The organism is Psychrobacter sp. AH5 (assembly GCF_040371085.1).
Taxonomy (GTDB): Bacteria; Pseudomonadota; Gammaproteobacteria; order Pseudomonadales; family Moraxellaceae; genus Psychrobacter.
In genome coordinates, this window is sequence record NZ_JAMBMT010000001.1 from 1403736 (window position 1) to 1423686 (window position 19951).

At 39.5% G+C, this 19951-nt stretch carries 23 protein-coding genes; 8 read left to right on the plus strand and 15 right to left on the minus strand.

Going from position 1 to position 19951, the window contains the following annotated elements; all coding sequences use genetic code 11:
- The first annotated feature begins 45 nt into the window (after nt 1-45).
- Entirely contained in the window at nt 46-687 is a 642-nt protein-coding gene (locus M0N77_RS05840; RefSeq protein WP_353104305.1) for a YrbL family protein, read from the plus strand.
- A 90-nt stretch (nt 688-777) separates the two neighbouring features.
- Here the strand turns inward: M0N77_RS05840 and M0N77_RS05845 are convergent, their stop codons facing one another.
- The 13 genes from M0N77_RS05845 to glnE all read right to left on the minus strand — a co-directional run bounded on the left by M0N77_RS05845 (nt 778) and on the right by glnE (nt 14185).
- Nucleotides 778-1659 carry a glycosyltransferase gene (locus M0N77_RS05845; RefSeq protein ID WP_353104306.1) on the minus strand — a complete coding sequence of 294 codons (882 nt, stop codon included), beginning with the start codon at nt 1657-1659 and terminating at the stop codon, nt 778-780.
- Between the two features lie 68 nt (nt 1660-1727).
- Nucleotides 1728-2759 carry a glycosyltransferase gene (locus tag M0N77_RS05850; RefSeq protein WP_353104307.1) on the minus strand — a complete coding sequence of 344 codons (1032 nt, stop codon included), beginning with the start codon at nt 2757-2759 and terminating at the stop codon, nt 1728-1730.
- A 6-nt stretch (nt 2760-2765) separates the two neighbouring features.
- Complete coding sequence (locus M0N77_RS05855; RefSeq protein WP_353104308.1) at nt 2766-3881, minus strand: DegT/DnrJ/EryC1/StrS family aminotransferase; 1116 nt, start codon at nt 3879-3881, stop codon at nt 2766-2768.
- Entirely contained in the window at nt 3878-4339 is a 462-nt protein-coding gene (locus M0N77_RS05860; RefSeq protein WP_353104309.1) for an acyltransferase, read from the minus strand. The genes M0N77_RS05855 and M0N77_RS05860 overlap by 4 nt, the downstream gene beginning before the upstream one ends.
- A complete protein-coding gene (locus tag M0N77_RS05865) occupies nt 4336-4737 on the minus strand; it encodes an FdtA/QdtA family cupin domain-containing protein (protein ID WP_353104310.1) in 402 nt (133 codons plus the stop codon). Before M0N77_RS05865 ends, M0N77_RS05860 begins: the two co-directional genes overlap by 4 nt.
- A gap of 53 nt (nt 4738-4790) precedes the next feature.
- A complete protein-coding gene (locus M0N77_RS05870; RefSeq protein WP_353104311.1) occupies nt 4791-5354 on the minus strand; it encodes a GNAT family protein in 564 nt (187 codons plus the stop codon).
- On the minus strand, nt 5338-6330 hold the full coding sequence (locus M0N77_RS05875; protein WP_353104312.1) for a hypothetical protein: 993 nt from the start codon (nt 6328-6330) through the stop codon (nt 5338-5340). The genes M0N77_RS05870 and M0N77_RS05875 overlap by 17 nt, the downstream gene beginning before the upstream one ends.
- Before the next feature lie 27 nt (nt 6331-6357).
- Complete coding sequence (locus tag M0N77_RS05880; RefSeq protein WP_353104313.1) at nt 6358-7062, minus strand: WbqC family protein; 705 nt, start codon at nt 7060-7062, stop codon at nt 6358-6360.
- On the minus strand, nt 7059-8138 hold the full coding sequence (locus M0N77_RS05885) for a DegT/DnrJ/EryC1/StrS family aminotransferase (RefSeq protein ID WP_353104314.1): 1080 nt from the start codon (nt 8136-8138) through the stop codon (nt 7059-7061). Before M0N77_RS05885 ends, M0N77_RS05880 begins: the two co-directional genes overlap by 4 nt.
- Nucleotides 8139-8143: 5 nt before the next feature.
- Nucleotides 8144-9016 carry a glucose-1-phosphate thymidylyltransferase RfbA gene (rfbA, locus tag M0N77_RS05890; RefSeq protein WP_353104315.1) on the minus strand — a complete coding sequence of 291 codons (873 nt, stop codon included), beginning with the start codon at nt 9014-9016 and terminating at the stop codon, nt 8144-8146.
- Nucleotides 9017-10075, minus strand: a complete 1059-nt coding sequence (rfbB, locus tag M0N77_RS05895) for a dTDP-glucose 4,6-dehydratase (RefSeq protein WP_353104316.1) — start codon at nt 10073-10075, stop codon at nt 9017-9019. It abuts the gene before it with no gap.
- A gap of 101 nt (nt 10076-10176) precedes the next feature.
- On the minus strand, nt 10177-11106 hold the full coding sequence (locus M0N77_RS05900; protein WP_353104317.1) for a branched-chain amino acid transaminase: 930 nt from the start codon (nt 11104-11106) through the stop codon (nt 10177-10179).
- Between the two features lie 205 nt (nt 11107-11311).
- Nucleotides 11312-14185: a bifunctional [glutamate--ammonia ligase]-adenylyl-L-tyrosine phosphorylase/[glutamate--ammonia-ligase] adenylyltransferase gene (glnE, locus tag M0N77_RS05905; protein WP_353104318.1), complete on the minus strand. Its 2874-nt coding sequence runs from the start codon at nt 14183-14185 to the stop codon at nt 11312-11314.
- A gap of 233 nt (nt 14186-14418) precedes the next feature.
- Between glnE and tusD the strand changes: the two genes are divergently transcribed.
- From tusD to M0N77_RS05930, 5 genes are all read left to right on the plus strand, one after another.
- Nucleotides 14419-14838, plus strand: coding sequence for a sulfurtransferase complex subunit TusD (gene tusD / locus M0N77_RS05910; protein ID WP_353104319.1), 420 nt, complete (start codon nt 14419-14421; stop codon nt 14836-14838).
- Between the two features lie 9 nt (nt 14839-14847).
- Nucleotides 14848-15171, plus strand: a complete 324-nt coding sequence (locus M0N77_RS05915) for a hypothetical protein (RefSeq protein WP_353104320.1) — start codon at nt 14848-14850, stop codon at nt 15169-15171.
- A 168-nt stretch (nt 15172-15339) separates the two neighbouring features.
- Nucleotides 15340-16041, plus strand: a complete 702-nt coding sequence (locus M0N77_RS05920) for an IS1 family transposase (protein WP_353104321.1) — start codon at nt 15340-15342, stop codon at nt 16039-16041.
- Between the two features lie 56 nt (nt 16042-16097).
- On the plus strand, nt 16098-16427 hold the full coding sequence (locus tag M0N77_RS05925) for a hypothetical protein (protein WP_353104322.1): 330 nt from the start codon (nt 16098-16100) through the stop codon (nt 16425-16427).
- On the plus strand, nt 16424-16765 hold the full coding sequence (locus M0N77_RS05930) for a TusE/DsrC/DsvC family sulfur relay protein (RefSeq protein WP_353104323.1): 342 nt from the start codon (nt 16424-16426) through the stop codon (nt 16763-16765). The genes M0N77_RS05925 and M0N77_RS05930 overlap by 4 nt, the downstream gene beginning before the upstream one ends.
- A 45-nt stretch (nt 16766-16810) precedes the next feature.
- Here the strand turns inward: M0N77_RS05930 and M0N77_RS05935 are convergent, their stop codons facing one another.
- A complete protein-coding gene (locus M0N77_RS05935) occupies nt 16811-17359 on the minus strand; it encodes a tRNA (cytidine(34)-2'-O)-methyltransferase (RefSeq protein ID WP_353104324.1) in 549 nt (182 codons plus the stop codon).
- Between the two features lie 369 nt (nt 17360-17728).
- Here M0N77_RS05935 and M0N77_RS05940 point away from each other — a divergent pair, with 369 nt between their 5' ends.
- Nucleotides 17729-17869, plus strand: coding sequence for an entericidin A/B family lipoprotein (locus M0N77_RS05940; protein WP_353104325.1), 141 nt, complete (start codon nt 17729-17731; stop codon nt 17867-17869).
- Nucleotides 17870-17960: 91 nt separating this feature from the next.
- Here the strand turns inward: M0N77_RS05940 and hemW are convergent, their stop codons facing one another.
- The gene (gene hemW / locus M0N77_RS05945; RefSeq protein WP_353104326.1) at nt 17961-19304 is read right to left on the minus strand and encodes a radical SAM family heme chaperone HemW; all 1344 of its coding nucleotides are present in this window, start codon (nt 19302-19304) and stop codon (nt 17961-17963) included.
- A 169-nt stretch (nt 19305-19473) separates the two neighbouring features.
- On the opposite strand from hemW, the gene M0N77_RS05950 reads away from it, so the two are divergent.
- Nucleotides 19474-19947, plus strand: a complete 474-nt coding sequence (locus tag M0N77_RS05950) for an EVE domain-containing protein (protein ID WP_353104327.1) — start codon at nt 19474-19476, stop codon at nt 19945-19947.
- Nucleotides 19948-19951: the final 4 nt, after the last annotated feature.

Genomic DNA, 19951 nt, shown 5'->3' on the forward strand with positions numbered 1-19951 from the left:
TCAATTCAATCATTAAAAATATGACTGTGGGCTAACAGAGGTAATATGAGCATACTTATAACTGAAGATTTAGAGCTATTGGGTCAGGGTACTCAAAAGCTCGTCTATGCTCATCCGGATAGTTTAGATAAAGTGATTAAGCTGATGAGACCTGAAAACGCTACTCCTGATGGTGGAAGAGCTACACAGAATCGTTGGCGTTCACAGCGTTCACAAGGCATCTATCGTCAGTTCCGCAGGGAGCTATTACAATATTTACAGCTTTGTAAAAACAGCTATAGCGCAAAAAAGTTTATTTTTCCTATCGAAACGGTATATGGTTTTGTCGCAACTGACAAAGGTTTAGGATTGGTTACTGAAAAGATAATTAGCCCTACTGGTTCCTCCCTCACCTTGGATCATCTAGTCGCTTATAAAATGTTTGGTAAAAAACAGAAAAAGGCCTTAGATCAATTTTTTAATGATTGTTGCTATCATCACGTGGTATTCGGTGAAGTGAATGTCGGTGGAATCATGTATACTGAACAACGTCAAGGCTATCCTGAATTTGTGTTAGTAGATGGGATCGGTGAAAAACTGATCATTCCTTTTAGAGCTATGAGCAAAACAATTAACACTCGTAATGTCAAAAAAGTGGAGCGAAAGATTAAAGAGCAGATAGGTTTTCATAATCAACATAGAGCTTAATCTTTTAAAAACCCATTCAGAAACTTATGCAGCTATCTAAGCTATAAGTTACGATTGCTATTTTTAAGACACTTAATTAGCATCGTTAATTCAATTTTTGTTTCTTAGCTTTTTTATACTATTATTTAATAGCATATTAGCTGTTGTAAAGGGCTGCATTCTAAACATATCCGCAAGCTTACTCATCCGACCCTCCTTATTATTTTCATACTCTCTACGTACATTAGACCATAATATATTTTTCATGGCTTTATCATAAAGTGGAGAGTCTTTGAAACAATTTAAAACGTCTATACGGCCTTGAGCCATTTTTTCAAAATTATTTGATAGATTATTATCATGACGTCTATAACAAGCAAATACTTCATCCATATAATATAGCTGACCAATTTGACTCAATTTTAACCACATGTACCAATCTTCTAGAATAATTGTAGGATCAAATCCTCCTACTTCTTTTATCGCACTTAGTCTTATCATTTGTGTCGCTGTAGGAAAGTCTATTTTATTCATAATGATGGTTTTAAAATCATAAAATCCCGACTTCTTCATAACGGTTCTTATCTCGTTATTATCTTTACTAAGTAATTTTATACCTCCAAAAACAGCCGTAATTTTTGGACGTTCTTCTAAAAAATCCACTTGAATACTAGTTTTATCTTTAAAAATAATATCATCAGAGGCTAATAAACCTAGATACTCACCTTCGCACCACTCTATAGCTTCGTTAAGCGTAGCACTTAAACCTTTATTGGGCCTCGTTCTAAACTCAAACCTGACAAACCTTTTTTGACAGGAACTAATCATTTCTTGTATCTTTTCAACAGAGTTATCTTTAGAACCATCATCTATAATAATCAACTCAATATTTTGGTACGTTTGATCAATGACACTTTGAATGGAGTCTTGAATAAAATCTTGATGGTTATAGCAAGGAATAACAACTGAGACTAATGGGCTTGTTTTTTTCATATAATTTAGTTTGTTAATTTAATGTGAAAATAATATTTTATAGTATGGTCATAAATTAAATACTTAGACTAACCTATTTTTTTACTAACAACTTTTCTTTTGAGTGTCCGTAAAAACTTGCTAGTGCTATAGTTAAAAAGATATAAAAAACTAGATAAATTTATGTGCTTAACTATAGAAGCTTTGGTAGTCTTTATCTCAGATTTAGTTATATTTAATCTTTCTTTATGCTCTAATAAAAATAATAGCAAACTAAATTGAGCAATAGACTTATATCTTGGAATTGAATAACAGGCTAAGCTTTTGCGGACTTCATAGGACTGTACCAATTGCCTATCCTCAGAAATTCCTGACCAGATACCACCATCGTGTATTCGGTAAGCTGCCATTGCTTTCTTAAAGTTATAAGCTTTACCAAAATTGCCGTAGTAACCAAATAAAAAAGTATCACTAAATGGCATTTTTGGTCCTAGGCAGGGCAAATCTGAACGCCATACTGCTGATTTGGAAGGTAGGTTAAAACCCATGGCTATTTTATTTTGAGAATATCTCTTATTCTTTGAAAGCCTTAGCTCTGAATCTAAAATAACTTTATTTTTTGCATCGATTCTTATAACATCATGACCACACATTACCACTTCAGGGTTTTCTTCCAAAAAATCGACTTGGGTCTGCAGTTTGCTCTTATCAAACCAAAAGTCATCGCCTTCGCACAGAGCTGTATACTTTCCTCGTACCCGTAAAGCATTAAATAGAAAAGTACCATAACCTTTGCTATAAGTATTTTGCGACTGGTAAATCGGATGTATTATATTGGGATACTGTTCTACATATTTTTTGATAATCTGGGCAGTGTTATCAGTTGAAGCATCGTCATGGATTAACACTTCAAAAGCAAAATTAGTTTCTTGTATTAGGAATCCATTTATAGCATCTTCTATAAACTTTGCATGGTTGAAGGTCAAACAACAGATACTAACTACTATTTCATTTTTATTATCCCAAGAAGCCATAATTTCAGCTTCTGATTTTAATGCTTTAGGAGCAGTTACATACTCTATTGATTCAGATGTTACATTTATAGTTGAAGACCTACTCATTGAATACTAACCTAAATTTTTGTTGTCGAAATTATTTAAAGCCTTAATCACATCAGCGATTTCTTGCTCAGTGATAGTTGGTCCTATTGGCAAGCTTAGGGCTTGCTGATGAATCATTTCAGATACGGGATAGCTTAGATCATTCCACTCTTTATAAGCCTGCTGCTTATGCGGCGGTATTGGATAATGAATCAAGGTTTGAACACCTTGATTTGCCAAATGCTTTTGTAGTGCCTCTCTTTTTTCACAGCGAATAACAAATACATGCCAAACATGAGCGTCCCTAGATTTACAAGTCGGCAAAATAATACTTGGATGGTTTATACCTTTAAGATATAAGTCAGCGACTTCACGGCGATGAGCTATTTCCGTCTCTAAATGACCAAGCTTTACGCTAAGCATAGCGGCTTGGATTTCATCCAAACGACTATTTATACCTTGCATGATATTTCTATACTTTTCGTACGAACCATAGTTACGTAGTGCGCGTAGTGTCTCAGCCAGTTCGGTATCATTAGTAGTAACGGCCCCAGCATCACCAAGAGCGCCTAGATTTTTACCAGGATAAAAGCTAAACCCAGCGGCATCGCCCCAATTCCCTGCTTTTCTGTCCTCTAGTATAGCACCGTGTGCCTGTGCAGCATCTTCTAGCACTAGCAAATTGTGACGCTGAGCAATGTCCATAATAGCTGGCATATCTGCTAGCTGACCATAAAGATGGACTGGCAATATCACCTTAGTTTTTTTAGTTATCGCTGATTCAATATTTTTAGGGTCGATATTATAAGTATCAAGATCAGGTTCGACTAATATAGGTGTTAGATCATTAGCGCTAATCGCTAAAATGCTAGCAATATAAGTATTAGAGGGCACAATGACTTCGTTACCTTTTTGGAGTTTCCCCAGTTCTTTCCAAGCTCGTAACGTTAGTATCAATGCATCCAAACCATTCGCAACTCCTATAGCGTGCTTGGCACCACAATAGTTAGTGAACTCTTTTTCAAATGCTTCAAGCTCATCACCATTAATGTACCAACCTGAATCAATTACTCGGGTAGCAGCTACGACAAGCTCATCACGATATTGAGCATTAATTGCTTTCAGATCTAAAAATGGAATCATTTTATATACCTAATAATTTTTGCAGGATTACCGATAACTACAGCATGATCTGGCACATCTTTGGTGACTACTGAACCAGCACCAACCATGGCACTTTTGCCAATTGTGATTCCTGGTAATAAAGTTGCATTCGCCCCAATACTTGCACCTTTTTTTAAAGTTATTCCTAAAAAAACCTCTGGGAAGTTTTTAGAACGAGGCATTAAGTCATTTGTTAAAGTAGCATTGGGGCCCAAAAACACGTCGTCTTCTATACGAGTACCATTCCAAATATAAACCCCTGACTTTACGATCACATTATTACCAATAATCACATCGCCTTCAATCAAACTATTAGCGCAGATATTACAGTTTTCACCAATTATAGCGCCTTCTAGAATAACCACAAACTGCCAAACTCTTGTTCCTTTCCCAATTTCACAAGCAGCAACATCAGATAGACTATGTATAAAACTCATGATTTTGTTTCCTTCAAAAACTGTTCATAATCGCGAATATAATCAGTCTCATCATAATGTTCACTAGCCAACACTAGAAGTACACAGTCTTCACTAAAATCATGCATCTCTCGCCAGACTAAGTCTTTTATCAACACACCCTTGGTAGGAGAATCTAATAAAAACTCCTCACGGGTACTGCCATCATCAAGGATCATACGACAGCTCCCTGTCACGCACACCGCTACTTGCTTGAGATCACGATGCGCGTGGAACCCACGAGCAACTTTTGGTTGAGTACCAAAAATATAGTAAACACGCTTGATAGCAAAAGGGACAGTCTTTTCTCCCTCTAACGCTACTAGAGAACCACGAGCATCACCTAATGGCGGAAAGTGAACCCATTGAATTAAACTCATTATTATTTTTCCATCAAAAATCAATTTATAAGATAATTTCAAATACTAATTTTTTAAATATCCCAGTAATTTGTTTTTTCCATAAAGCTGTCGTACTGCTTATGAGTAATTCCTATTAAAACCTGATCATGAAATTTACCATTTCGATAGATCGATTCTAATTTTTTACCTTCTATTTCCCAACCACATTTTTTAGTATAAAGTCCGATAGATCTATCATTATAGCCTAAAATATAAGCACTCAAACGATTCAAACCTAGTTCTTTAAAAGCAAATCTCATTATGGTCATTGCAGCATCTAAAGCGTAACCCTTTCCTCTAGTTTCAATATTACCAAGCATAATACCGTGATACGCATCTCTATTTTTCCAATCTATATCTGATAAGCTTATGGTTCCAATTAGTCCTATATCATTAGCTTCTATGGCAAAGTTTTGGTACTCATTATTGTTATTATCTATATTTCTAATATATGTTTCAGTGCTTAATTTAGAATAAGGAAAATGCCATCCACCCAGATGATGCCAAATTTCAGGAGAGTTTGACCATTCTGCTAATAGATCTAAATCTTTCATCTCTATTGCACGTAGCGTAACTACTTTACCTTCTATGTTCATTGAAGTATTCCTTAATTTTATCTACTTGAAACTGCATCTGTTTTTGAGAATATCGTTGGTCACAGACGATGTGAGTAATGCCTGTAACAAGCTTATATTCGAAACTATCAACGTCTAATCTTTGTAAACTATCAAGCCAATAAGTAGGTGTATATATATTATTTCCAATTAGCTCTTTAGAAATACTACTTTTCAATAGTAGTGGATAAGTCAATGGCGACTCTATATCTGCGATATCTATATTTAAATGATTTATATCGGCCAACTGTGAATGTAGAAACTTAAAATTATCTAATCGTTGCATTTGGATACTTGAGTAATTGAGACATTCCATTATCTCTTTAGTCATTCCTGAAATTTTTTTAGGGATACAATCATTTAACAGCATTTCATTATTTTTGAATATATCATAAGCCTCAGATGCACTTGACAAACGTCTAACAAAACAATGATGATATTGTTGAATCATCATTTCTACGTTTCTAGCTATATAGTTAGGCTTAGTTAACGCTTTACTAATTAATAACCCTCCTTCAGCTACAGGTAAGAACTTCCTAAGGGAATAAATAGTGGCAAAACAGTCAAAGGGTTTGACAAAGAAGGCTTGGGAATGATCAAAAATTATCTGATCGTTAGGATAAATATTTATTAATTTTTGCTGAATGGCGGTGCATAGTCCAAAATAATTGACATAAAGAAGATATTCATCTTCTTTCAAATGATTTGGTAAAACTGGATAGAACTCTTCATTTATATCATAGTATTGAATTTCAATGTCTAATATCAACAATGGATCAATCATAGCATCGCAGATAAACTTTGGCATCCATATTTTTTTGATATTATTCTGATTTAGTAGATCAAAAAAAGCTGAACGTGCTGAAATATAGTTTAATGCTTGTGGGTAAGGAAACTGCTCGTAATTTGGTAAGCAAAACTCGAAGTATCCGCCAATTTCTATTTGATTATCTAACATATTATAAACCTATATTTTATTCTACTGTTAGACTAGCTCAAAATTGTTAAGCATAATTAATACCTCATCCTTATTATTAAACATAAGTACATCAATTATAGATAAAAAGGGTATAAACTCATTTGAAAATTGCTTATACACCTTTTTATTAGCGCTAATAAAAGAAAGCTCTATATCTTTTTCAGAAAAATCTGCTGTATTATAAAGCGCTCTACCATTTATCGGATTTATATAGGTACTTGCATTTTCTTGTTGGCAGATATCTAGTACTCTATCTTGTCCTGATAAATGAGTATTGCTGTAATATTTACTACAAATTTCAAATTTTGTTTGAATATCTAGATAGTTCGACACCTCAATCACACTTTTAATTGCTAGATCAGAAATATTTTTTGGTGGATCTAATAAGATATTCTCAATTAACTCTCGAACAGCTTCGTAATTCTTAGCCTTTTTATAGCTAAACATAATTGAACTTAGGAAAGACTTTTTCCATTTCTCATATCTATTATCACTTATCAAAACATCTTTGATTAAAGTATGAGAACTCGCATTAGCTAATGGGATACTAAACATTTTTGCTTGATTATTAATGAGGATTTGGTTCCTATTGATCCATCCCTGTTTAATAAAGGTCACATCATCATAGAATATAAACTTATCTACAGTATTAACAAGCTGAAAGTAGCCAATATAAGGCATGAAATAAGGCTGCATTATTGCAAGTTTCATTTTTTTTCATCACTTTTTATAATGCTTAAAATCTTTTCAATACTCTTAAAATCTAGATTTGGATATATAGGTAAACATAAAACACGACTAGCAATATCTCTTGATTGTTTGCAAAACTGCTCACCATTCAAATAGCTTAACGTATCTAAACTTGGATAGAAATATCGTCTTGGTACTATACCGCTTTCTTTAAGTTTAGCTTCAATTATGAGCAGCTGTTCTTCATTACTAAAAAGTACTGGTGCATAGGCTGCATTGTTTTCACCATATTCGTTCCACTGCTGTATCTGCACTAAGTGATTGAGGCTCTTCTTATAAGCTTGCCATATCTCTTCACGTTGTCTTCTAATTGTCTCTATCTCATCTAGTACACACAATCCCATTGCTGCTTGAAATTCGTTCATCTTAGCATTCGTTCCTAGTGATTCAACAGTTGTAGGACCAGTGATACCAAAATTAATCATCAATCTAATTTTCTTAGCCAGTTCATCATCATTAGTAATGACAGCGCCACCTTCAATGGTGTGAAACAATTTGGTCGCATGGAAACTAAGGGTACTGATATCACCAAAGTTAAGTACACTTTGGCCTTTATACTCCGATCCAAAAGCGTGAGCAGCATCATAGATTACTTTCAAATTATGTTTATCAGCGATACTTTGAATTTTTTCAACATCGCAAGGGTTACCAAAGACATGAACTGGCACAATGGCACAAGTTTTTGCTGTTATCCATCTTTCTATTTGAGTTGGATCTATATTAAAGCTGTTTGGATCTATATCGGCAAAAACAGGGGTCAATCCCTCCCAAGCTAAAGTACTAGTCGTTGCCGCGAAACTAAATGGCGTTGTAATAACCTCACCATCTAACTCTAAAGCCTTGTAAGCCACCTGTAAAGCAAACGAGCCATTAGCGACTAGAATGATGTTTTTTACTCCTAAATACTCTGCCAGCCTTCGCTCTAACTCTTGTAACAGACTGCCATTATTAGTCAGCCAACCACTCTCGAATATACGCTCAACATAGAGTTGATATTTTTCTTTATTAGGCAAATAAGCTTTAGTAACCGGAATCATGAGTATTACTCTTGTATTAAACCTATCAGATACTGACCATAAATATTCTTACTCATGGACTTCCCGATATCTAACAGCTGCTGCTTCGTCAGCCAGCCATTATTGTAGGCAATCTCTTCCAAACAAGCGATTTTATAACCTTGACGCTTTTCAATGGTCTCTACAAACATCCCAGCTTCAAGCAAGCTTTCATGAGTACCTGTGTCAAGCCAAGCAAAACCGCGACCTAACAACTCTACGCTTAGATCACCACGCTCCATATACAGCTGATTGACAGTCGTAATCTCAAGCTCGCCTCGCTCAGAAGGTTTTACTTGCTTAGCGATCTCAATCACATCGTTGTCATAGAAATAAAGACCAGTGACAGCATAATTAGACTTGGGCTTATTAGGCTTTTCTTCTATAGAAATGGCACGTTTATTCTCATTAAATGCTACCACTCCAAAACGCTCTGGATCTTTGACTTGATAGCCAAAAACCGTGGCACCTTTTTGACGATTGACCGCTTGCTGTAATAATGGAGTAAATCCTTGACCGTAAAATATATTATCGCCAAGTACTAGACAGACATTACTATCGCCAATAAAGTCTTCACCGATGATAAAGGCTTGAGCAAGGCCATCAGGACTAGGCTGTACGGCATAACTAATATCAATACCAAGCTCTGTACCATCACCTAATAAACGTTTAAAACCATCGATATCATCAGGCGTACTAATGATAAGCACTTCACGAATACCTGCCAGCATTAGCACTGATAAAGGATAATAAATCATTGGTTTATCATAGATAGGTAATAGCTGCTTGGAAACGCCTTTAGTGATAGGATAGAGCCGAGTGCCAGAACCACCTGCTAATATAATGCCTTTGGTATTCATTTATTGTCCTACTCCTAATCTTTCGCGTTGATAGCTGCCATCTTGAACTCGACGGCACCATTCTAAATTATACAAATACCACTCAACTGTTTTACGAATACCACTCTCAAATGTCTCTTTTGGAACCCAACCTAACTCATTTTTTATTTTACTAGCGTCTATAGCATAACGCATGTCATGACCTGGACGATCTTTTACATAAGTAATTAATGAGTCGTAGAGTTCGTTATTAGCTTGTGGCTTTAGTTCATCTAATATCTGACAAATAGTTTTTACCACTTCAATATTTTGTTTTTCATTATGACCACCGATATTGTAAGTTTCGCCTATTTTACCTACTGTCACTACTTTGTACAGCGCTCTTGCATGGTCTTCTACAAATAGCCAGTCTCGTATTTGATCCCCTTTACCATAAATAGGTAACGGTTTACCCTCCAAAGCATTGAGAATGACTAAAGGAATAAGCTTTTCTGGAAAATGATAAGGACCATAGTTATTTGAGCAATTGGTAATAACTATTGGCAAACCATAAGTACGATGCCACGCCCTTACTAGATGGTCAGAGCTAGCTTTAGACGCTGAGTAAGGAGAACTTGGCGCATAGGCAGTAGATTCAGTAAACAGATCTGTTGTATTCTCTAGATCACCATAAACTTCGTCTGTAGAGATATGGTGAAACTTGAATTTCCCTTTGTCTTTGTCATTTAAATCTTGCCAATAGTGACGAGCCACTTCTAACAGGTTATAAGTCCCAACAATATTGGTACTAATGAACTCAGCCGGTCCATCAATGGATCGGTCTACATGCGATTCTGCTGCTAGATGCATGACGATATCGGGATTGAAGTCTGCAAAAGACTGCTCTAGAGCCTCCTTATCGCAGATATCAATCTGTCGAAAGCTATATCTAGAACTTTCAGAAACCTCGCTAAGCGACTCTAAGTTACCCGCATAAGTAAGCTTATCGATATTTAAAACATTATCAGTAGTGTTCTTTATAATATGCCGTATTAAGGCAGAACCAATAAATCCTGCGCCACCGGTAACTAGTATTCTCATATAAATATACTCTTGCCTAATAAAAAGCTAAGAACCTATAAAGGCCTTAGCTTCTGTATTTCTTAAATATGATAACAGGTATGGACTTTGTTTGACAAAAATTAATCAATAAAACTTAACCAATCCATATACTGCTCATTGCGCCCGTGCACGACATCAAAGTATAAAGTTTGCAGCTTTTCAGTGATCTCACCGCGCCCGCCGTTACCAATGACGCGATCATCATACTCACGGATCGGCGTGACCTCAGCAGCAGTCCCTGTCATAAAGATCTCATCAGCAAGGTAGAACTCATCACGAGTGATACGGCGCTCAGTAACTTTGATGCCAAGATCGGCTGCGAACTGAATAATAGTACGACGGGTAATACCGTCAAGCGCGCCGCCCGCTAGATCTGGTGTGTGCAGCTCGCCGTTTTTGACTAAAAATAAGTTCTCGCCTGAGCCTTGGCAAACGTAGCCTTGTGAGTCCATCATAATCGCTTCATCGTAGCCGTTACGCGTCACTTCACGATTGGCCATAATTGATACTGGATAATTGCTTGAGGCTTTGGCCTTACACATAGTGACGTTCGGCAAATGATGAGTGTAAGAGGAGGTCTTAACGCGGATACCGTTTTGGATACCTTCCTCGCCCAGATAAGCACCCCAGTGCCAAGCGGCAACCATAGCATTAACGCTATTGGTATGTGCCGAGAGTCCTAGTTTTTCAGCGCCTACCCATATCAGCGGACGAATATAAGCCTCAGCTAAATTGTTTTGTTTGACTACATCTTTATGCGCTTGCTCAAGTGTGGCCTGATCGAACGGGACTTCTAATTGGAATATTTTTGCTGATCCTAACAGACGCTCAGTGTGCTCTTTTAGACGAAAAACAGCGGTACGCTTATCATCGGTTTGATAAGCTCGAACTCCCTCGAACACCGCTATGCCATAGTGCAAACTGTGAGTTAAAACATGGATTTTGGCATCAGGCTGGTTAATTATGGTGCCGTTCATCCAAAGCTTGCCGTCTTGTGTAGCCATATTCATGCAATTGTCCTTAGGTTAGCTATTGTCTAACTTTTTATTGAGTTGGGTAGTGAGTTAACAAGTAAATTCTAAATTTAATCGTTCAAATTGAGCTGATTATAGCACTGGCAGCCGCCGCAAATAAATTATTTTATTTTCCTTACTGATAGCTTTTATTCCTGAGTATAGCCAAGTCTTTATATAAATATGATCTAGCTTTTATTTATCATTCATCGATATCGACTACGCCCATCAAATGCTGCCATTGATTTTGTACCAGCGTACGGGTCTCAATCCATAGCGTTTCATCCACTAAGACAGATTGTTCAGCTAGTGCAAGCTGATGAGTCGCCGCACGTATGCGCAGATACGCATCGGTCAAGTCTTGGCAGACTTTTTCTTCCCAAATACCAAGCTTGGCCATCTCCTCAAAGATGCGTACATTATCGCTCCATTTGGTAAGGCTTGGATAATCATGCGCGTAAGCTAAGACGGCAAACTGCGCTAAGAATTCAATATCGACAATGCCGCCGGCGTCTTGTTTTAGATCAAACTTGCCCTCGCGCTGCGCGGTGCGACTACTGCCTAAATGCCGCTGCATCTTTAAGCGCATACGGGTCACCTCCAAGCGCACCTCATCAAGGGTACGGGGTAGCGACAACACTTCGCGGCGAATATCTACAAATCTTGCGGTTACGCGCCTATCGCCGCAAATCGCTCTAGCCCGAACTAGCGCTTGGTGCTCCCATGCCCAAGCTTTATCACGCTGATAAGTCTCAAACGCATGGCAAGAGACAATCATCATGCCCGCATTACCAGAGGGGCGCAGGCGCATATCAATTTCATAGGCGCGGCCATCACGAGTTTGGGTGTTGAGATAAGTCATCAGCTTTTGTGCCAAGCGCGCGGCAAACTTCATACCACTCACCGACTTGCTGCCCGTGGTCATACCCTGCTCTTTAATCTGATGTAAAAACACTAGATCTAGATCGGAGGAATAAGACAGCTCAAGACCGCCAAGCTTACCGTAGCCGATAATAGCAAACCCGCAGTCCGCTTCTGTCACCGGATCACCATCTTTGCCGATAGGATAACCGTAACGTTTGACCAATTCTGCAAAAGCGCGCTCAAGTGCCGCCTCTAGTACCACCGCGGCAATGTAAGTCAGCGAGTCTGAGACTTTCATAATTGGCCGCTCTGCCAACACATCACTAGCAGCTACCGCTAATACTTGATTTTTTTTGAATAATCTAAGTACGCTTAGTAGTTCTTCTTCATCGCTTGGCTCAACGCGGAGCAAGCGCTGACGCAGGATATCTCGTAGCTCAAGCTTGTCCGGCAGATGACGATAGCGCTGCTGCAAAAAAGTATCGAGCAGTACCGGATAACGCGCCAGCTCATTAGCAATCCATGGGCTCGCCGAGAGCATAGGGATCAGCTCAACGGTGGCGTTAGGGTTTTCAGCGATCATTACCAAATAGATGGAGCGGCGGCAAATCGCCTCTAGCAGATTAATCAGACGCGGCAAAGCGGTATTGGCTAGTTGCAGCTGCTCTTGGTGAGCAAGTAGCGCATGAACGATGACCGGATAAGCATCATCTAAACGCTCGCGTGCCTCAGCACTGAGATTGGCAATCATTTTAGACTCCCAAAAAGCTTGTAGATGAGCACGATTGTCCTCGCTCAATATGGTATTAAGCTTCGCTAGTTGTTCATCAAGGTTATCAGGCTCAGGTAGCGTATCATCTTTGGTAGGCATTTGCCGTTCAGTGACCATGCGCTCAAAGGGTACATTGACGTTATCGCGGTGCGCATTTAGCGTTGCTAATAACCCTGCCCAATCCTCAAAGCCTAGAGTAATTGCTAAGTTGTGTCGCCAGTAGTTATCCTGAGGTAATCGCTGAGTTTGCTGATCATTAATGGCTTGAATGCCATGCTCAAGCCGACGTAAAAACCGGTAAGCGGCTTGTAGTTGCTGATAAGTAGCCGGATCTAGATATTCAAGCTCGCATAATGCTTGCATAGCCTGCAAGCAAGATTTGACTTGCAGCTGGGGATGACGGCCGCCATAGATAAGCTGAAAGGCTTGTACGATGAATTCGATATCACGAATACCGCCTGCGCCAAGCTTAATATTATCCAAATCCTCACGCTGAGCCACTTGGTTTTGGATCAAAGACTTCATCTCTCTAAGCGCAGCAAAGGCGCTATAATCCACATAATAGCGAAACACAAAAGGCTTAACTAACGCTTGTAGCTGATTATAAAAACGGAGCTCTACTTGCCCTACTACCCTTGCTTTGAGCCAAGCAAATCGCTCCCAAGCACGGCCATGATTGGCAAAGTACTTTTGTAGTGCTGAGAGATGAATAGCCAAATCGCTACCATCGCCCCAAGGACGCAAGCGCATATCAACTCGAAACACAAAACCATCGGCAGTATTATTATCCAATAGCCTGATAATGCCTTGACCAAGGCGCGTCATAAAGCGCTTGTTATCGATACTACGCGTGCCTTTAGCCTTATCGCCATCGGTCATACCGCGAGCTTGATGAATAAACACTAAATCAATATCGCTAGATAAATTAAGCTCATGAGCGCCTAATTTTCCCATCGCCATAATCGCCATATCATCTACTTGCAGCGCGCTTTTTTCATCCATGAAAGTAGGTTTGCCATACTTAACAATCAGCTGCTCATAAGTATACTCTTTAGCGAATAAGATGCAGCCGTCGGCAAACTCAGACAGCTCATCAGTTAGCTGCTCAAGCGTAATAGCACTAAGAGCATCTTGCCAAATCCAGCGCATCATTAGTAAATTACGCAAAGCGCGCAGGCCGCTCATAACGTTGGGCTCATCGGCAGTTTGATAATTATCATCTAGCGTATAATCTTGAATAAGATCGTCGATTTGTTGACGCGTCAACGTTTGATCCAAAGGATAACTACGTAAAAAAGTCTGACACGATATTGTCCGACTCTGCCATATCTGATAGGCAAACTCACTAGCCATTTGCAAAGCTTGTAGCTGCTCAGCGCTAGGCTGATAGCCAGTAGTATTGGGCGTTGCCGATGATACGGCAGATGACGCAGATAACATAGTAAAAACCCCTTGGCATAGATTGGCTTTATGTTAGCATAACGCATACTTCAATAAAGCTTGAAAACCTCAGCGAAACTGCCATAACCATATTATTGATACTTTTTCTGCTTATAAATAACGATGATAATATAGTCGGTAAATAAGACATTATTTAGAATCTTAGAAACAAAGCCAATCTTACTTTTATAACGCCGCTTTTATAACTTGCCTAACTTTGTGATACTTAATTTATGACTACCAAGACTACTTTGCTAATCACTAAAGATCCTAGCCATCCGCTAGCTCATTTGGCCCTGCGTTACGCGCAAGCTTTACTCAATGATGAAGCTGATAAGACTAAGGCTGATAATAGTCATCAGCCAAACTTGCAGCTGTTCTTTTATGCAGATGCCGCGCCTTTGGCAAATCGCTTGCGCTGGCAATCAGCCGATCAGCTTGACTTAACCCAAGCCTGGCAAACGCTAGCTGCTGAGCATAATATCACTTTACCTATATGCGTCAGCACCGCGCTTAGCCGCGGCGTCAGTGATAGTGATAACAGTGCTCGTCATCAGTTAAGCGGTGATAACTTAGCCAGTGGCTTTGAATTAGTCGGACTAAGTGAGCTGGCTATGATGCTACAAACCCATAGTCGCCTAATCTCATTTTAAGGATTTATCATGAAACTGTTGATTCAACTGCGCACTCCGACTGAGATGGCAAGCTATGAAGGCTGCGCCTTAGCTTTGACGTTGGCAACTTTTGGCCATGAAGTGCAGCTGTATCTGGACGCGCCAGTGTTTGGCTTATTGATGCAGCCCAAATCACGTTTGCATGGCATGATTCAATCGTTAGAGCTATATGATATGCCTGCCGCTTGGCTGCCAGATGATGTCTTTAGTGGCTGGCTCACAGGTATGTTACCCAATGATTTGGCTACTCAATTAACACTAGTTCCTGAGGTTATTGACGCTAATGATTTTGAGCAGATACTGACTTTTTAATGTACTTTTAAGGTGCTTTTAAAGGTGCTTTTTTATTTGACACCTTTTATTTAGTCCCTTTTATATAAAAATTGATTACTCTAATAAACCATTTGGTGGTGTATCAAAAAGTATGCTGGGGTAATAAAGGAAGGGTGACAGCCGAAGCAAGATGATATATTTGAGGTTATGAAGACACAAATACAGATCAATTGCCCCGACTGTCACAGTCTTAGTCTAAAGAAAAATGGCATAAAAAGCTATGGCAAGCAGAACTACCAATGTAAGGACTGCAAACGTCAGTTTATTGGCGATCATGCAGTAACCTATAACGGCTGTCACTCTAGAATAGAAGATCTCATACGACTGATGACTGTCCGAGGTTGTGGTGTTAGAGACATAGCCGTTATAGCCAAGGTTAGCATCGGAAAAGTGCTTAGCACCATAGGCTCATCCATTTACAAGATTGTACCTAAGAAGCACTATTATGAACGCTTAGAGGTTGATGAGTTCTGGACTTACGTGTATCGCAAGAAGCGTAAAGTCTGGCTCATCTACGCTTATGACCGTGCTACTAATGAGATTGTCGCTTATGTCTGGGGCAAACGTGACCTAAAAACGGCTAAGAAGTTAAGAATACGTTTAAAGCAGCTTACAGTCAGCTATGGCTCTATTAGTATGGACAACTGGGACAGTTTTATAACCGCCTTTAAAAGTGATAACAAACGAATTGGCAAACAGCATACGATAGGGATTGAAGGCAATAACTGCCGTCTTAGACACCGATTGCGTCGAGCGGTTAGAAAGACTTGTTGCTTCTCAAAAAAGCTTGATAATCACTTTAAAGTATTCGATCTGGTGTTCTTTTATGTCAATTATGGCTACGTCTGATGCCAGCATACTTTTTAGAACACCACCAACCATTTTAAAGCTCTACGGATAATTTTATGGCCACTTTATATCAATTGCATAGCACTATGGATAACCTGCGACGCAGTACCGATCAGCTTGCTCTCACTTGGCGTAGAGGAGACAGTCTATTGTTATTAGGCAGCACAGTGGCTTTTATCGATTGGCTAAAAGCTTATTTAAATGAGAACGAGATAGTAGGGATAAGCGCTATTTATGCTTTAGCAGATGATATCTCACAGCTTGGCGAGACTACTGCCGCAAAACTCAAGCTTGAGACCAAAATTGATAAAGTCATGAGCGACGTTGAGTGGGTCAAGCTCACGCAGGACAGTCAATTTGATAAAGTAGTGACGATTAGCTTATGAATAATGATGATTTTGTTACTTTGGCGACTCTCACTTTAGATCAAGATGGTCATCTTTGCGATCACAGTCTTTGGACACCGGTTATTGCTCAGCAGCTAGCAGATACTTTGGCAGTCGAATTAACTGATGAGCATTTACAAGTATTGCTGCAAGTACGAGAATTCTTTGACAAATTCAATCATGCGCCGGCTACCCGCCCGCTGATTAAATGGCTACAAAAAACTTTGCCTGAACAGAATATAAGTAATCAAAAACTGCAGCAGCTCTTCAATACCGGTTTAGTCGCGCGCCATGTCAATCGGCTAGCAGGCTTACCAAAGCCGCCTAATTGCTTATAAAGATTAGTTAAGCGCAGCTTTAGGCTGCGTTTTCAACTACCGCCATTATTCTTTTGGATTATACACACTCAAAGTATCATAACCGATACTTTGACCTGTATCACCATAAAAGCCCTGCTGACGCCATACCTCATATAGACATATCGCTACACTATTGGCTAGGTTTAGGCTGCGCGAGTCCGGTAACATCGGTAATCTCAGCCAATTATCAGCGCCAATATCCGCGCGGATGTTATCGGCTAAACCTGAGGTTTCTGAGCCAAACACCAAGGCGACATTCGGTAAAACCTTCTGTTTTGACAGCTTAGCAAAATCATAATCGTATAAGGGACGGCTAAGCTTAGTGGTCAAAGCAGTAATAATGTGACAATCAGCCGCGCCTAAAGCTTGTTTAGCGGCCGCCCAGTCTTCATGCACTTGCAAATGCGCATATTCATGGTAATCCAAACCCGCTCGGCGCAGTTTTTTATTATCAAGCTCAAAGCCTAAGGGTCTGACTAAATGTAGTTGCGCGCCACTATTGGCACAAAGACGAATAATGTTACCTGTGTTGCTGGGCATTTTGGGAGCTACGAGTACGATATGAATAGTCATAGAAGGTCCATAAAAAGGCAGTTTTGTAGTTTACTTAAATATTAATGGAGGGTAATTAGCGCTAAAATAGCTCTTTATTAGCTCTCAATAAGGTAAAGCCATTTAACTCGTTGGTAATCAAAAGTTACAGTTTATGGCTAATAATTACACTTTGATACTTTGCATAGATTTTAACTTTTACTATGATGGCTTTATCGGATAGCAAGGCAATATCGATAACTTGTAGCTAAGTTAATTATTGTTTTTCCTGATGTTGATAGGTGGTTTTAGCCTTTTGTTATTATTTATCTTGATTAACATTAATATGGTTTTAACGCCTAAAGCCATTTAAATTATTTTAAATAACCCATCCATTTTGAGGAAATAATTATGAAAAAATTAGTAATCGCATCTTTGACTGCTATGTTTGTATTGACTGGTTGCAACACTTTTAAAGGTCTTGGCCAAGACGTCTCAAGTGCTGGTGATGCTGTTAGCAACACCGCTACTGACGTAAAGCAAAAAATCTAAGCAGCATTTTTAGATTTTTATTCAAAGACTTATCATTAATTTGGTAAGTCTTTTTTAGTTGCATCTACTTATTTATTTTTGAGGTACTAAGTTATAGAAACTCTCGTAATATCTGATTTAGATAGCGCTGACCAAGCTTAGTAGTCTGTAGTTTTTCTGCATTCGCCACAAGCAACTTTTGGGTAATTAATTTTTCTATCGGCTTGGCAATAGCGCTGTAGTTTAGACCAGTGCGGGTCTCAAACAACTGCCAAGTAACCCCGTCATGTAGCCTTAATGCATTAAGCATAAACTCACTGACCATCTCATCACCAGCAATCGGCTGCCAACCTACCATTTTAGGAGCTATAACGCGCTCAGTGTTATCTCTCAAGCCTTTGTAGTCAACGTAATCTTTATAATTAATATAATCTCTAGGTAGACGCGACTTACTAAAGCGATAAATACCGGACTCGATCGATGATTGGTCAAATAAATCTACGTGTTTTTTAGCAAGTTTAGCCGGGTTAATACTCACTTTGCCATGAGCGCCGGCGCCAATCGCTAAATAATCGCCAAATTGCCAATAATTGAGGTTATGCCGACAAGGCTTATCCAGCCTGCCTACCCAAGCCGATACTTCATAATTTTGATAACCCAAGCTTTGTAGCAAAGCCTGCCCTGCCTCTTCAATGTCAGCTAAATTATCCTCATCAGGCAAGATAGGCTGTTCGCGATAAAATACGGTGTTTGGCTCGATAGTCAGCTGATACCAAGAGATATGGGTAGCGCCAGTATCATGCGCTAACTGAATATCGTGTAGCGCCTCGACGAGGCTTTGCTGCGGCAGACCGTGCATTAAGTCGACATTGACTCTACTAAAACCCGCTTCACGCGCCGCCTGAATAGCCGTTAGCGCTTGCTTTGGGTCATGAATACGCCCAAGGGTTTTGAGCTTATCAGCACTAAAGCTTTGCACGCCAATAGACAAGCGGTTAATGCCTACCTGTAGATACTCGCGAAAGGGCGCGTGCTCAAGCGTGCCTGGATTGGCCTCCATGGTGATCTCAATATCATCGCAAAAGTCAAAACACTGACGCAGACCGTGAAAGAGGCGTTGATAGTGAATAATCGGCAACAAGGATGGCGTACCGCCACCGATGAATATCGAGACGAGTTTACGCCCCTGCGCTAAAGGCTGCTGCAGCTTGGCATCAGCCAGTAGCGCATCGACATACTCATCATACATAGATATGGAGCTATGCTCTGGCAGCTCATGCGAGTTAAAATCGCAATAAGGGCACTTTTTTATACACCAAGGGATATGGATATAGAGCGCTAGCGGAATACTGGTAACCTCAAGCTCACCGATTTTAGGGCTTTGGCTATGATTTGAGTCATTGCTCAAGCCATTTGTAGGGTGGTTATAACAAGCATTAGCTTTCATTTCTGACATAATTAGACTTAAGGTTAAATGGCAACTGTAAAGCTCGTTAGGATAACCACTATAGCGCGTAAATAAAAGAGGCTTGATAACAAAACCTTTAATAAATAGGCCTACTAATAACTCAGTATTTTAGGCAAAGTTAACTCCTATATATTAAAACAGAAAATTAGGATCATTTATGGCTTATTGGCTAATGAAATCTAACCCCAAATATTTTGGCATAACCGATTTGCAGCGCTTAGGAGTAGAGTGTTGGGACGGGGTACGTAATTACCGTGCTCGTAACTTTATGCGTGATGAGATGCGCGTTGGTGATCAAGTTATCTTTTATCACTCAAGCGCTAAGCCCTCAGGCGTCGCTGGTATTATGAGGGTGGTAAAAGCCGGCTATCCTGATCCGAGTCAATTTCACCCAGAGCACAAACATTATGATCCGCTAGCAACTATCGAGACGCCTCGTTGGTATATGGTTGACTTAAGCTTTGAGCAGGCTTTTAAAGATATCTTGCCCTTGTCTCAGCTTAAGTTTATACCGGCGTTAGAGGATTCGCTACTACTCAAAAAAGGCTGCGAGCAATTAACCGTGATTCCACTACAACCTAAGCATTGGCAAGCTATTATGGAGATGGCTGAGATTTTAGAGCTGCTATAGCTTT

Bases quoted from the DNA above. Each gene is read 5' to 3' on its own strand.
- M0N77_RS05840 (WP_353104305.1), top strand. From the start codon at position 46: ATGAGCATACTTATAACTGAAGATTTAGAGCTATTGGGTCAGGGTACT.
- M0N77_RS05845 (WP_353104306.1), bottom strand. From the start codon at position 1,659: ATGAAAAAAACAAGCCCATTAGTCTCAGTTGTTATTCCTTGCTATAAC.
- M0N77_RS05850 (WP_353104307.1), bottom strand. From the start codon at position 2,759: ATGAGTAGGTCTTCAACTATAAATGTAACATCTGAATCAATAGAGTAT.
- M0N77_RS05855 (WP_353104308.1), bottom strand. From the start codon at position 3,881: ATGATTCCATTTTTAGATCTGAAAGCAATTAATGCTCAATATCGTGAT.
- M0N77_RS05860 (WP_353104309.1), bottom strand. From the start codon at position 4,339: ATGAGTTTTATACATAGTCTATCTGATGTTGCTGCTTGTGAAATTGGG.
- M0N77_RS05865 (WP_353104310.1), bottom strand. From the start codon at position 4,737: ATGAGTTTAATTCAATGGGTTCACTTTCCGCCATTAGGTGATGCTCGT.
- M0N77_RS05870 (WP_353104311.1), bottom strand. From the start codon at position 5,354: ATGAACATAGAAGGTAAAGTAGTTACGCTACGTGCAATAGAGATGAAA.
- M0N77_RS05875 (WP_353104312.1), bottom strand. From the start codon at position 6,330: ATGTTAGATAATCAAATAGAAATTGGCGGATACTTCGAGTTTTGCTTA.
- M0N77_RS05880 (WP_353104313.1), bottom strand. From the start codon at position 7,062: ATGAAACTTGCAATAATGCAGCCTTATTTCATGCCTTATATTGGCTAC.
- M0N77_RS05885 (WP_353104314.1), bottom strand. From the start codon at position 8,138: ATGATTCCGGTTACTAAAGCTTATTTGCCTAATAAAGAAAAATATCAA.
- rfbA (WP_353104315.1), bottom strand. From the start codon at position 9,016: ATGAATACCAAAGGCATTATATTAGCAGGTGGTTCTGGCACTCGGCTC.
- rfbB (WP_353104316.1), bottom strand. From the start codon at position 10,075: ATGAGAATACTAGTTACCGGTGGCGCAGGATTTATTGGTTCTGCCTTA.
- M0N77_RS05900 (WP_353104317.1), bottom strand. From the start codon at position 11,106: ATGAATATGGCTACACAAGACGGCAAGCTTTGGATGAACGGCACCATA.
- glnE (WP_353104318.1), bottom strand. From the start codon at position 14,185: ATGTTATCTGCGTCATCTGCCGTATCATCGGCAACGCCCAATACTACT.
- tusD (WP_353104319.1), top strand. From the start codon at position 14,419: ATGACTACCAAGACTACTTTGCTAATCACTAAAGATCCTAGCCATCCG.
- M0N77_RS05915 (WP_353104320.1), top strand. From the start codon at position 14,848: ATGAAACTGTTGATTCAACTGCGCACTCCGACTGAGATGGCAAGCTAT.
- M0N77_RS05920 (WP_353104321.1), top strand. From the start codon at position 15,340: ATGAAGACACAAATACAGATCAATTGCCCCGACTGTCACAGTCTTAGT.
- M0N77_RS05925 (WP_353104322.1), top strand. From the start codon at position 16,098: ATGGCCACTTTATATCAATTGCATAGCACTATGGATAACCTGCGACGC.
- M0N77_RS05930 (WP_353104323.1), top strand. From the start codon at position 16,424: ATGAATAATGATGATTTTGTTACTTTGGCGACTCTCACTTTAGATCAA.
- M0N77_RS05935 (WP_353104324.1), bottom strand. From the start codon at position 17,359: ATGACTATTCATATCGTACTCGTAGCTCCCAAAATGCCCAGCAACACA.
- M0N77_RS05940 (WP_353104325.1), top strand. From the start codon at position 17,729: ATGAAAAAATTAGTAATCGCATCTTTGACTGCTATGTTTGTATTGACT.
- hemW (WP_353104326.1), bottom strand. From the start codon at position 19,304: ATGTCAGAAATGAAAGCTAATGCTTGTTATAACCACCCTACAAATGGC.
- M0N77_RS05950 (WP_353104327.1), top strand. From the start codon at position 19,474: ATGGCTTATTGGCTAATGAAATCTAACCCCAAATATTTTGGCATAACC.